The organism is Amycolatopsis sp. NPDC033938, from assembly GCF_055575975.1.
On record NZ_JBVIRO010000017.1, the window covers coordinates 37,740 to 49,779 of the forward strand.

At 68.0% G+C, this 12,040-nt stretch carries 12 protein-coding genes; 6 read left to right on the top strand and 6 right to left on the bottom strand.

Annotation, left to right across the window (positions count from 1 at the left end; translation table 11 throughout):
• From ACZ5ZX_RS32335 to ACZ5ZX_RS32355, 5 genes are all read left to right on the top strand, one after another.
• Positions 1 to 960 carry a carbohydrate ABC transporter permease gene (locus tag ACZ5ZX_RS32335; protein ID WP_465505773.1) on the top strand — a complete coding sequence of 320 codons (960 nt, stop codon included), beginning with the start codon at positions 1 to 3 and terminating at the stop codon, positions 958 to 960.
• The gene (locus ACZ5ZX_RS32340) at positions 951 to 1,820 is read left to right on the top strand and encodes a carbohydrate ABC transporter permease (protein ID WP_465505774.1); all 870 of its coding nucleotides are present in this window, start codon (positions 951 to 953) and stop codon (positions 1,818 to 1,820) included. Before ACZ5ZX_RS32335 ends, ACZ5ZX_RS32340 begins: the two co-directional genes overlap by 10 nt.
• Position 1,821: 1 nt before the next feature.
• Positions 1,822 to 3,228 (top strand): beta-N-acetylhexosaminidase, encoded by a 1,407-nt coding sequence (locus ACZ5ZX_RS32345; protein ID WP_465505775.1) that lies wholly within the window; start codon positions 1,822 to 1,824, stop codon positions 3,226 to 3,228.
• A gap of 112 nt (positions 3,229 to 3,340) precedes the next feature.
• Positions 3,341 to 3,925, top strand: a complete 585-nt coding sequence (locus ACZ5ZX_RS32350; protein ID WP_465505776.1) for a hypothetical protein — start codon at positions 3,341 to 3,343, stop codon at positions 3,923 to 3,925.
• Positions 3,926 to 4,178: 253 nt separating this feature from the next.
• Complete coding sequence (locus ACZ5ZX_RS32355; RefSeq protein ID WP_465505777.1) at positions 4,179 to 4,967, top strand: hypothetical protein; 789 nt, start codon at positions 4,179 to 4,181, stop codon at positions 4,965 to 4,967.
• Here the strand turns inward: ACZ5ZX_RS32355 and ACZ5ZX_RS32360 are convergent.
• Entirely contained in the window at positions 4,905 to 6,023 is a 1,119-nt protein-coding gene (locus tag ACZ5ZX_RS32360) for a DUF5005 domain-containing protein (RefSeq protein ID WP_465505778.1), read from the bottom strand. The genes ACZ5ZX_RS32355 and ACZ5ZX_RS32360 overlap by 63 nt on opposite strands.
• A 67-nt stretch (positions 6,024 to 6,090) precedes the next feature.
• On the opposite strand from ACZ5ZX_RS32360, the gene ACZ5ZX_RS32365 reads away from it, so the two are divergent.
• The gene (locus ACZ5ZX_RS32365) at positions 6,091 to 7,344 is read left to right on the top strand and encodes a choice-of-anchor Q domain-containing protein (protein ID WP_465505779.1); all 1,254 of its coding nucleotides are present in this window, start codon (positions 6,091 to 6,093) and stop codon (positions 7,342 to 7,344) included.
• A gap of 306 nt (positions 7,345 to 7,650) precedes the next feature.
• Here ACZ5ZX_RS32365 and ACZ5ZX_RS32370 read toward each other — a convergent pair whose 3' ends face one another.
• The 5 genes from ACZ5ZX_RS32370 to ACZ5ZX_RS32390 all read right to left on the bottom strand — a co-directional run bounded on the left by ACZ5ZX_RS32370 (position 7,651) and on the right by ACZ5ZX_RS32390 (position 12,033).
• A complete protein-coding gene (locus ACZ5ZX_RS32370) occupies positions 7,651 to 8,202 on the bottom strand; it encodes a snapalysin family zinc-dependent metalloprotease (protein WP_465505780.1) in 552 nt (183 codons plus the stop codon).
• 162 nt (positions 8,203 to 8,364) lie between these two features.
• On the bottom strand, positions 8,365 to 9,315 hold the full coding sequence (locus tag ACZ5ZX_RS32375) for an alcohol dehydrogenase catalytic domain-containing protein (RefSeq protein WP_465505781.1): 951 nt from the start codon (positions 9,313 to 9,315) through the stop codon (positions 8,365 to 8,367).
• Positions 9,316 to 9,333: 18 nt separating this feature from the next.
• A complete protein-coding gene (locus ACZ5ZX_RS32380; protein ID WP_044852015.1) occupies positions 9,334 to 9,699 on the bottom strand; it encodes a MerR family transcriptional regulator in 366 nt (121 codons plus the stop codon).
• Positions 9,700 to 9,736: 37 nt separating this feature from the next.
• Positions 9,737 to 10,405 (bottom strand): response regulator, encoded by a 669-nt coding sequence (locus ACZ5ZX_RS32385; RefSeq protein WP_192741647.1) that lies wholly within the window; start codon positions 10,403 to 10,405, stop codon positions 9,737 to 9,739.
• On the bottom strand, positions 10,402 to 12,033 hold the full coding sequence (locus ACZ5ZX_RS32390) for an ATP-binding protein (RefSeq protein ID WP_465505782.1): 1,632 nt from the start codon (positions 12,031 to 12,033) through the stop codon (positions 10,402 to 10,404). Before ACZ5ZX_RS32390 ends, ACZ5ZX_RS32385 begins: the two co-directional genes overlap by 4 nt.
• Positions 12,034 to 12,040 lie beyond the last annotated feature (7 nt).

The following is a 12,040-nucleotide window of genomic DNA, read 5'->3' on the forward strand; positions in this document are numbered from 1 at the left end:
ATGGTGATCAAGGAAATCCCGCGCACCGCGGTCTCGCCCGCCCCGGCCCGGCGGTCACCCCGCCGTCGCCGGGACGGGCGGGCCGCGCTGCTCTACCTGGCACCCGGCGGCATCCTGCTGCTGGCGATGCTGGTCTACCCGATCTACCAGCTCGTCCTGATCTCGTTCTACGACTACGGCCAGCCGCAGGCCGTCGGCAACGCTCCGCTGGTGTTCCTCGGTTTCGGCAACTACGTCGAACTGCTGGAGAACGTCCAGTTCTGGGAGGTGCTGGCCAAGACCCTCGGTTTCACCGCGGTCTGCGTCGTCGGCAGTCTCGCGCTCGGGACGGGGCTGGCCGTGCTGGCGACCCGGGTCCGGGCCTGGGCGCGGGTCCCGCTGTTCCTGGCGGCGCTGGCCGCGTGGGCGACACCGGCGATGGCGGGCTCGTACGTCTGGCTGTTCCTGTTCGATGCCGACTTCGGCCTGGTCAACGAGGTGCTTTCGGGCCTCGGGTTCACCGGGATGGCGAACCACTCGTGGACCTTCGACACCTACAGCACGTTCGGCCTGGTGGCCGCCGAGGTCATCTGGTGTTCGTTCCCGTTCGTCATGGTGACGATGTACGCGGGGCTCAAGGGCGTGCCGGAAGAGGTCATCGAGGCCGCGTACCTCGACGGCGCGTCGACCTGGCGCACCACGTGGTCGATCACCCTGCCGATGGTGCGGCCGCTGCTGACCATCGCCACGATCCAGTCGATCATCTGGGACTTCAAGATCTTCACCCAGATCTACGTGATGACCAACGGCGGCGGCGTGGCCGGGCGCAATCTCGTGCTCAACGTCTTCGCCTATCAACAGGCCTTCGCCGGACAGGAATACGGTCTCGGCGCGGCACTCGGAGTCGTGATGACCTTGCTGCTGCTGTCCATCACCGGGTTGTACGTCCGGTCGCAACGCCGGAGCGCGGGATGGGTGTGATCACGGCTCGCCGTCGAGTTCACAAGCCCGGCAGGCTGATCGCCGAGATCATCTGCGTGGTGATCGCGGGGATGGTCGCGTTCCCGGTGTACTGGATGGTGCTTTCGGCGTTCAAGCCCACCGGGCAGATCCAGGCGGAGAACCCGCGCCCCTGGACGCTCACGCCGACGCTGGAGCATTTCGAACGGGTGCTCAGCGGCGAGGGCTTCGCGATGTTCTTCCTGAACAGCGTGATCGTGGCCGTCGTGGTGGTGGCGTTGTCGCTGCTGCTGTCGTTCCTCTCGGCGGTGGCGCTGACCCGCTTCAACTTCAAGGGCAAGACCGTCCTGCTGGTGATGGTGCTGGTGGCCCAGATGGTGCCGGTGGAGGCGCTGACCATCCCGTTGTTCTTCCTGATGCGCTCGGTCGGCGACGTCGCTCCGGCGTTCGGCACCAACCACCTCGGCTCGCTGATCCTGGTGCACCTGGCGTTCAGCCTGCCGTTCGCGATCTGGATGCTGCGCGGCTTCGTCGCCGCGGTGCCGCAGGAACTGGAAGAGGCGTCGAAGATCGACGGGGCGAGCCGGATGCGGTTCACCTGGCAGATCCTCTTCCCGCTGGTGGCGCCCGGGCTGGTGGCGATCAGCGTGCTGGCGTTCATCCACGCCTGGAACGACTTCCTGTTCGCCAAGACGTTCATCATCTCCAACACCGAGAACCAGACGCTCCCGCTGGCGATTCTCGTGTTCTTCAAACCGGAGGACACCGACTGGGGCGCGGTGATGGCGGGCTCGACCCTGATGACCATCCCCGTGCTGGTGTTCTTCATCCTTGTCCAACGACGACTCGTGTCCGTCATGGGCGGCGCGGTGAAGGGCTGACATGCCGGGATTCGAAACGCTCCTCCCCCGTCCCGTCTCGGTGGAACCCAGGCCAGGACAGTGTCCGGTACTGTCCGAAGTGGACGTGCGCGCCGATTCGGGACTTCCCGCCGAGGGCTATCGTCTGGAGATCGACCCGTCCGGCGTGCGACTGCACGTGGCCGACGCGGCGGGCGAGTTCTACGGCCGCCAGACGCTCCGGCAGCTCATCGGGCCGGACGCGTTCCGGGCCGCGTCCATCCACAATGGACAGCAGACGATCCCGTGCGGTGTGGTGACCGACCACCCCAGGTTCGGCTGGCGTGGCTGTCTGCTGGATGTCGCGAGGCATTTCCGGACCAAGGCCGAGGTGCTGCGGTTCGTCGACCTGCTCGCCGCGCACAAGCTCAACGTGCTCAACCTGCATCTGACCGACGACCAGGGCTGGCGGATCGAGATCCCCGAGTTCCCCAAGCTGACCGAGGTCGGCGGCTGGCGGAAGTCGTCCATGGTCGGGCGGCACGACGGCCCGGAGCGCGACGGGCGACCGCACGGCGGGTTCTACACGACCGATGATCTCCGCGAGATCGTCGCGTACGCCGCCGCGCGTGCGGTGACGGTCGTCCCGGAGGTCGACATCCCCGGCCACGCGCGGGCCGCGATCGCCGCGTACCCCGAACTCGGCCCGGAGACCGGCGAACCGTGGGAGGTCTGGACGAGCTGGGGCATCAGCACGTCACTGCTGAACACGGAGAAGTCCACAGTGGACTTCTTCAAGGGTGTCTTCGACCACGTGCTGGAGATCTTCCCCTCGGAGGTCATCGCGCTCGGCGGCGACGAGGTGCCCGGCGCGACCGAGGACCACGGCCGGTTCGTCCGCGAGATCGCGCGGCACCTGGTCGAACGAGGACGTCGTCCGCTGGGCTGGGACGAGGTGCTGGAAGCAGGCGACCTACCGCCGATGGTCATCGGCTCGTGGCAGAGCGAGGCGGCCGGGGCGCGTGCGGCGGCCGCCGGGCACGACGTCGTCATGTGCCCCGAGGACCACGTGTATCTGGACCACCGGCAGTCCGACCATCCCGACGAGCCGATCCCCGTCGGCTACCTGAGGACGTTGGAGGACTTCTACGGCTACGAGCCGGTGCCCGCCGATTTCCCGGCCGGGAAGTCGATTCTCGGAACCCAGGCGCAGGTCTGGTCGGAGCATCTCGACACCGTGCGGCGGGTGGACTACGCCGCCTTCCCGCGCCTGTGCGCGTTCGCCGAGGTGGCGTGGAGCGATCCGGCGGGGCGGGACTACGCGGAGTTCCTGCCGCGACTGCGGGATCACCATCTGCCGCGGCTGGACGCGTTGGGCGTCGAGTACCGGCCGCTGGACGGGCCGCTTCCTTGGCAGACGCGGCCGGGGGTTCCGGGACGGCCTCGATAGAAGTAAGGAAAGTCCGTGAAGGCCTCCTTCCCTACCCTCAAAGTAGGGAAGGAGGCCTTCACGGACACGCCGTCCTTGCGCCTGGGTACCGGAAGGAGGCCATCATGGAGTGATGAGTGATCAGTCCGCACGGTGGGTCGACGCCACCCAGCTCCCTGAAGAACTCGTAGCGCTCATCGACGCTCTCCGCCCCGGCGAGGACGTGCTCATCACTCGCGACGGCGAGACGATCGCGACGATTTCCGGCGCGTACCCCGAGGCCAGGGGGTTCGCAGCCTCCGCTTCCGAGGACATCACTGTCGTGGCCACCGCCATGAAGCTTTCGGCGTCGGCGCGCGACTCGCTGTCCGAGCGGCTCGGCCCCGGCTACCTCGTGCTGGACCTGCACTCGGCTCCCCCGACCGTCGACGTGCTGCTGGTCCCGCCCGCCAGTCCTCAGCTGATCGGGAACTTTCGCGCGCTGTACCCGAAGGCGCGGATCGTGATCACGGAGATCGAGGACGCCGAACTCGGGGTCAAGTACGAGGGACCGGTGCGGCGTCTTCTCGATGCCGGCGCCGAGGCCTATATCCCGTCCAGCACGATCCCGCGGCTGGCGGAGCAGCTGGACCGGACCATGACTCAGCTGCGGCAGCTCACCGGCGACTCGTCGGCTCCCCTGACCATCGAATCGCCGCGAGACCGCGCCCTTGAATAGCAAGTCACCCGTCCGAGACCTTGTTGATCGAATTCGACCCGCGTTACCTTGAATGAACCGAATAAGATTTGCGCTGCCAGTCGCCGTAGCCGCGATGACCTGCATCTGCTCGCGGTGGCGTCGCGGCCACTTCGCCGGAAGACAGGCCATTCCAGACAAGAAGGATCTGCCGATATACACGACTCGGCGAAGCCAGTTTCAGCTTTATAGGAACACGCCAACATCACGGCGGACCAACGCTATCGTACTCCGGATGGAACACCGATCGGAACGATCACCGCATACTGCGAGCGCATGGACCGGTGCCCCGACTTCATCAACTGATGGACGCGACGGTGGGGCGGAAGGCGACTCAGCGCAAGCGGACTGGGCCTATCAGGCGATTCTGCTACGGCTTCGGGAATTCACCACCACGCTGGGCGGGCCGGAGGCTCCCACCGTCTGCGCGGTGGTGCGCCGGTCCTCCAGGCGGTTCTTGACCGGCCTGATGTCGGACCAGGATCCACATCGTCGCTACGGGATCGAGCTACCGCTGTTCCTGACTGACGGCACCATCCTCGACTGGGGCCGGGCGCTCGACGCGATTCGTGTGGTTCACCTGAATCGTTCCGAGTACCTGGCCGAGGAGCCGTCGGGCTACCGGTTCCACGACGCTCCCGTCGTCCATGGTGATCGTGCTGCCGAGTTCGGCGGAAGGGCCAAGCCGGTCGAGGACGCGCTCTACGCGAACCTGCGATCGGTCGGCTCCGGATCCCTCACGCTGGACGGGGAGGTGTTCGGTCTGGCCGGGTTCTCCCATCACCAGACCGGCACGCTCCGGCTCTACCTGCAGTATCACCGCGAAAACATCATCCTCGGGCTTGACTTGCCGCTTCCGGAAGCCGACGCGACCAACGGTCCTATCAACGGCGCTTACACGATGGTGGAGCTGTCAGCCCTCTTCCGGCAGGAAGTTCCTCCGCATCTCGTCGACCACGAGCTACCGGCCGACTCCCACTGCGAACGGGCCTACGATCTGCGCCCATGGTTCGGCCGGCGTTGACGGCGGCCAGCCGACCTCGACGAACCGCGGCCGGTAGATCCGCACGTCCTCGAAGTTGTCACCGTGGTCGAGTGAGTTCACGTTGTACGACACCACAAGCCTCCCCGGACGGCTCAGCTGCGGATGCGCCGTCGCGTCGTAGACGATCAGCCGATCGCTCGCTTCGGGTGCCCGGTAAAGAACACGCGGCTCCCCGAACGGCCCGGTCGGCGAACTCGCGGTGTAGGCGAGCATCACCGGGCTGAAGCCGGGGCTGGTGTCCATGGTGACCAGCACGTACTCCGCGCCGACGCGGGTCACCGAGAACGCCGTCCCGATCCCGGACAGCATCCGGGCGGAGTCCTCCTCGTGCGACGACCAGCCCGAGCCGGTCCAGAACCGCCACGGCCCGCGAAGGCCACCGGCGGGCACCCTGGCGAGCCGGAGCCGGCCCTGTTCGGCGCCGTAGATATAGGTGTAGCCACCGTCTTCGAGCAGTTCCGAACCCCAGGCGACGTGCTCGCTGACCGGGATGACCTGCAGCTCGGACGGGGTCAGCGCGGGCAACCGGAAGGTGGCCAGCGACGTCCCGGCGCTCTTGAAGTCGAGTCCGCCGGATCCGGTCGTCCGGTACCGGTTGTAGAGCACTCGCAGGACGTCGCCTTCGACCACGCCGTCGCCGACCCAGTAATGCTCGGGCGAGCCCACGGGCCCGATCAGTGCCTTCGGCTCCTCGGCGGTGCCGCCGTGCAGTGTCTCCCCGAGAGTGCCGTCCCGTTCCTGGACGACCAGGGTGTTGCGGGCGATCGGGCTGTCCGGCGGGCGGCTGTGGTCCGGGTTCACCTGGCCCAGGAAAGTGTCCGAGAAGAGCCACGCGGTGCGTCCGTCCGGCAGCGGGACCGACACGGTGCGATCGCCGCCGGTCCAGTGACCGCCCTGATCGCCGTAAGTGTTCCAAAGCTCGTTCAGCCCGGTCTCGGGAATCACCGGCCGCGGCACGGGCGCGACCCCGCTGCTCGCCATCAGCGCACTGAGCAGCAACGCGACCGGCACGAGGATCCTCGACGCCCGGCGCATCGGATCATGCTAGAACGGCGGAAGTCTTTGTACGAGCCTTGTGCGGACGCCGGTTAGCTTCCGTGGGATGTCCTGGAAACTGCTTTCCGTGACCGTGCTCGCCGCTCTCGCGTGCACCGGGTTCACGACGGCCGAAGCCGCTTCGAAGACTTACTACGTCGATCAGGTCGCCGGCAGCGACACCGCGAGCGGCACCTCGCAGCAGGCGCCGTGGAAATCACTGGCGAAGGTCTCCGCCACGACGTTCGCGGCGGGCGACACCGTTCTGTTGCGCCGCGGCGGAACCTGGTCCGGCGGTCTCGCCGTCAAGGGCTCAGGCGTCACGATCGGCGCGTACGGTACCGGCGCCCGTCCGATCATCAAGGGCAACGCCGAAGCCTGCGTGGACCTGCCCGGCAACGACAACGTCGTCCAGGATCTGCAGATCGGTGTCGCCGCCGACACCGGTCGCTGCTCGTGGGCCGGGGTGAAGGTGACCGGAGACCGCAACAAAGTGCTGTCCAACCTGATCACCGGCGCCGGGGCGGGCGTGTACCTCGCGCCGTCGGCGGACCACACCGAGGTCACGCAGAACGACCTGGTCGACAACAACCACATGACCGTGGTGACCCCGGGCGGCAACGACGACTCCGGCGCGTTCGCCGTGCTGGTCCAGGGCAACGACTCCGACATCGGCTGGAACCGGATCAGCGGCTCGATCGCGAAGTCCGACGACTTCGGCGGCCTCGACGGCGCCGCTGTCGAGATCTTCTACGGGTCGCGCAACGTCATCCACCACAACATCTCCGAGGACAACGAGACCTTCACCGAACTCGGCACGGACACCAAGGATCCCGACGGCGTCTCGACCGGCAACGTCTTCGAGTACAACGCCGTCTTCGGTGCCAAGACGCGCGGCGGGATCATCACGCGCGGGGCTGGGGACGGCAACGGCCCGGTGCTCGGCACGGTGTTCCGCAACAACTCGCTCCGGCTTTCCAACGCCGAGTCGGAGGGTTTCGTCTGCTACGGCGGCTGCACGAACCAGATGCTGAGGATGACGCAGAACGTCGTCCAGGCTGCGTACAAGGTCGGTTACGCGGACTCGACCTTCACCGCGACCGACCACAACGTCTACTTCGGCGGGCTCCGGCAGTTCACAGCGGGCGCGACGGACAAGGTGGCCGATCCGAAGTTCACCTCGGCCACGAACCTGATCCTGCTGGCGGGAAGCCCGGCGATCGACCTCGGCATCACGAAATACGCCGACCGTGACGTCGACGGGAACGTCGTGTACGCCGGTGCCCGGGTGGACGCGGGCGCCTACGAGTTCCAGGGCTAGCACCTGACGGGCTTGTGGGTGGTAATGACGGTCAGAGCGAACCCTCTCTTAGGTGCCTGCTCTTGGCCTGCGGTGAAGTACGTGAAGGCCCCCTTCCCTCGGCTCAGCCGAGGGAAGGGGGCCTTCACGCGCAGCCGTTGTGACTGGCGGTGCTGGTGAGGCTCGTGACGACCGCCCGGGGGCGGGTGAGGGGAACCTTGAGGGACTCTGAGTCCCTCAAGGAGTCCTTCACGGCTCGGCCGCTACCGGACCGCATCCGCCGTAGGTACACCCTTGGCCAGAACGTCACTTACCACGCACGAGGAATCAGTTGTAGATGCGCTGCATGGTGCCCGCCGTCGCCAGCAGGCCGTTGGCCCACAGCGAGTTCACCCGCGAGATCTCCTGCGCGTTCGGCTTCGCGTTGGTGCAGGACGGGCCGGGGCCGCCACCGGACATCAGCTCGGAGCACGGGCCTTCGTAGTGGTCCGGCAGGCCGAGCGCGTGGCCGGTCTCGTGCGCGGCGATCCGGGTCTGGTTGTACTGCTTCGCCTGCGTGTAGTCGATGAAGATGGTGCCGCGGCCGTGGCCGTCGGTCTCGGCGTAGGAGCCAGAGGGGTCGTTGCCCTCGGTGTAGCGCAGGGTGGCCCCCGACGAGCTCTCCTGCAGCTTCACGTTGGACACCGAGTTGTTCCAGTTCGCCGCACCCGCCTGGATGGCGGCACGGAAGCTGGGCGCTCCCGAGGCGTCGTAGTAGACCGTGGTCACCGCCGCGGTCTGCTGAGCAGGCTGGACCGCGGCCGTGGCCTGCCCCGCGGTCACCGGGACGGCGAGCAGCGCCAAGCTCACGGAGGCGGAGACGAAGAACTTCCTTGCCATGTACCCACTCCTTGGAAGGACAACGGAATGGTTCGTGAATCTAGAAGCGGATCCGCGCTCCTGGCACCGACTTTCGTCGCCTATGCCAGCTGGTGATTTACCAACACTTTCGTCCTATTGACATGCACACGTTCGCATACGACGATATTCGGCCCGCCGCGTTCAGGGCCGCAGCACCAGCTTGCCCGCGGTGGTCCGCGCCTCCAGTTCCGCGAGCACCCGGGGCCCGTCCGCGAGGTCGTGGACCGTCGGCGTCCCCGGCGCGCAGACACCGACGGCGATGAGCGCGCGCAGCTCGTCCATCAGCTCCGCGAAGATCCCCGGCGCGTGTTCGATCAGGACACCGAGATGCAGTCCGATCAGGTGGATCTGGTGCCGGAAGTTCAGTTCGCGGTTGGTGATCGCGGCCTCTCCCCCGGCGACGCCGTAGACCACGACCCGTCCGGTGACGCGTTTGGCCGCGGCGAGGCTCGCGGCGAACGTCGCCCCGCCGACGGACTCGAGGACGAGATCCACCGCACCGGGATCCTCTCCGTAGCCGAGGACGCGATCGGCGCCCACCGCCCGCACCAGGTCGTGCTTGCCCGGCGACGCGGTGCCGATGACGGTCGCGCCGTAGTGCTTCGCCAGCCGGACCGCGGCCTGGCCGACCCCGCCCGCCGCCGCCTGCACAAGCACGGTTTCCCCGGCGGCCAGCCGCCCCAGCGGTTTGAGCGCGGCGAGCGCGGTGGCCCAGTTCAGCAGCAACCCGGGCGCCTGTTCGTCCGACCAGCCCTCCGGTACCGGGACCACCCCGGCCGCGGGCATGACCATGTACTCGGCGAAGGCCCCGCCACCGGTTCCGACGACGTGGTCGCCGAGCGCGACTCCGGTCACCGCGTCCCCCAGGCCGACGACCTCACCCGCGGCCTCGAAGCCTGCGATGTACGGCGCCTTCGGACCGCCTTCGTAGGTGCCCCGGGTCTGCATGACGTCGGCGAAGTTGACGCCCGCCGCGGTGACCTTCAGCAGGATTTCGCCTGGTCCCGGCACCGGAACGGAAGCGTCGGTGATCAGGTGGAGATCTTCAGGACCGTTCGCGGAGTCCTGTCGCAGCGCGCGGATCGAAGTCATGGCCGCACGCTAAAACCCTCACGTTTGTGTGAGGGTCAAGTCGCGCAGGTACGCGTCGAGGGCGTCGCGGTTGCGGGTCATGAGCGCGATCCGGCGGTCGAGCACTTCCCGCTGCCGCGCGACCTCGCCGATCATGTACTCGCACGGCACCTTCGGCCGGACCTCTCCCGGCCCGTCGAGGTACGGGAGGACTTCGCGGATCAGCCTGACCGGCAGACCGGCGTCGAGCATCCCGCGGATCTGCAGGACCGCCTCGACCGACCCTTCGCAGAAGTCGCGGTAGCCGTTGCCCTCGCGGCCAGGGCTGATCAGCCCCTCTTCCTCGTAATAGCGCAGCGCACGGACGCTGACCCCGGTCTTCCGCGCGAGTTCGCCGATCTTCACGAAGTCCAAGGTAGCGCCCGCGCCGCAGTATAGATCGTTATACGGTTTTCGGTTTGTACCAGACCTCGGGACGGCCGACCTGGCCGTAGCGGGGCTCGCGCTGGGCGAGGCCGTTGTCGGCGAGGTACTCGAGGTAGCGCCGCGCGGTGACCCGGGAGGCGCCGATCGCGGTCGCCGCCGCCCCGGCGGAAAGGCCGTCCGCGGCCGAGGCGAGGACTTCGGTGATGGACTCCAGGGTCTGCGCGCTCATCCCCTTCGGCAGTGCCTGCCGTTCGGTGGTGCGCAGGGTGCCGAGCGCCCGGTCGATCTCGGCCTGTCCGGTGACCTCACCCGACGCGCCGTGGAACTCCGCGTAGCGCTCCAGTTTTTCCCGCAGCGAGGCGAAAGTGAACGGTTTGAGCAGGTACTGCACCACGCCGACGGACACCGCGGCCTTGACCAGCGCCAGATCGCGGGCCGAGGTCACCGCGATGACGTCGATCGGGAGACCGGCCGCGCGCAGCGACCGGCAGACCGCGAGCCCGTGCGTGTCGGGAAGATAGAAGTCCAGCAGCACCAGGTCGACAGGCTCGCGTTCGCAGAACCGCAGCGCGTCGCCGCCGGAGTGGACGACGCCGGCCACGGTGAAGCCGGGCATCCGCTCGACGTAGACGCGGTGCGCGTCGGCGGCGACCGGCTCGTCCTCGACGACCAGCACCTTGATCATCGTGTCGGCTCCTTCGGCGACTGGGGCGTCCGCGGCGTCTTCAGCGGCAAGCGCACGGTGAACACCGCGCCCTCGTCGCGGCCGACGTCGATGGTCCCACTGTGCCGTCGCACCGCCTGACCCACCAGTGCCAGCCCGAGCCCGTGCCCGTCCTCGGGTTTGGTGGACCAGCCGCGCCGGAACACGTGCTCGACGTCGTCCACGCCGGGTCCGGTGTCGGCGACCCGCAGCAGCAGCTCGTCGGCGCCGGACCGCACGGTCACCTCGACGCCGGGCCGTCCGCCGTCCGCCGCGTTCCCCACCGCCGCGTCGATGCCGTTGTCGATCAGGTTACCGAGGATGGTCACCAGATCCCGCGGTGGAACACCGGTGTCCGAGTCCTCCATGACGGTGTCGGGCGTGATCGTGAATTCGACGCCGCGCTCGCTCGCCTCCGCCGCCTTGCCCAGCAGCAGTGCCGCGAGTACCGGCTCGGCGACCGCGCCGACCACCCGGTCGGTGAGTTCCTGTGCCAGCGCGAGTTCCTCGGTCGCGAACTCGACGGCCTGTTCGGGACGGCCGATCTCGACCAGCGAAACGACCGTGTGGAGCCGGTTCGCCGCCTCGTGCGCCTGGGAGCGCAGCGCTTCCGCCAGTCCGCGCACCGTGGTCAGTTCGCCGGTCAGCGCCTGGAGTTCCGTGTGGTCGCGCAGGATCACGACGGTGCCCATCGCCTTTCCGCGCGAGCGCACCGGCGCGGTGCTGACGACGAGCACCCTGGCCTCGGTGAGGTGGAGTTCGTCGGTGCGTTCCTCCCCCGAGGTGAAGGCCTCGACGAGATCTTCCGGAATGTCCAATGCGGACAGTTCGCGGCCGACCGGATCGCCGTCGACGCCCAGCAGCGCACGAGCGCCGTCGTTGCACAGCACCACGCGACCGTCTCCGCCGACGAGCAGCAGTCCCTCGCGCATCGAATGCAGAACGGCTTCGTGGTACTCGAACAGGTTGCTCAGTTCCTCGGGAGCGATCCCCCTGGTCTGCCGCCGGAGCCGCGCGCTGACCAGGTAGCTGCCGATCCCGCCGACCACCAGCACCGCGACCGCCACCCCGATCAGCGGCCACAGGCGTTCACGCAGTTCGGCGTCGATCGCCTCGACCGTGATGCCCACCGACACCAGGGCGACCACCTGTCCCGCGGTGCCGAGCACCGGGACCACGACACGTTCGGACGGCCCCAGCGAACCGGCATAGGTCTCGACGACCTTGCCGCCGCGCCGTGCCTCGCCGATGTTGCCGAGGAACGGCTGCCCGATCAGCTCCGGATTCGGATGGGTGAAGCGGATCCCGTTCGGGTCCATGATGGTCACGAAGTCCACCCCCGTGTCCGCGCGGACACTCTGCGCGAACGGCTGCAGTGTCCGGCTGGGTTCCGATGTGGACAGTGCGGCCAGTACGCCGGGCGCGTCCGCCACCGCTTCGGCGACCGCGGTCACCTGATCGCGCGCGCGATCCTCGGTGGCGCGGACGGAATCGAGATAGGCGAAGGTCAGCCCCGCCGCGACGAGCACGAAAAGCACCACGAGCTGGAGAATCAGCAGCTGGCGGGCGAGACTGCCGCGCCTGGTCCGGATCCGCGTCGTCGAGGGCACCCGCTCA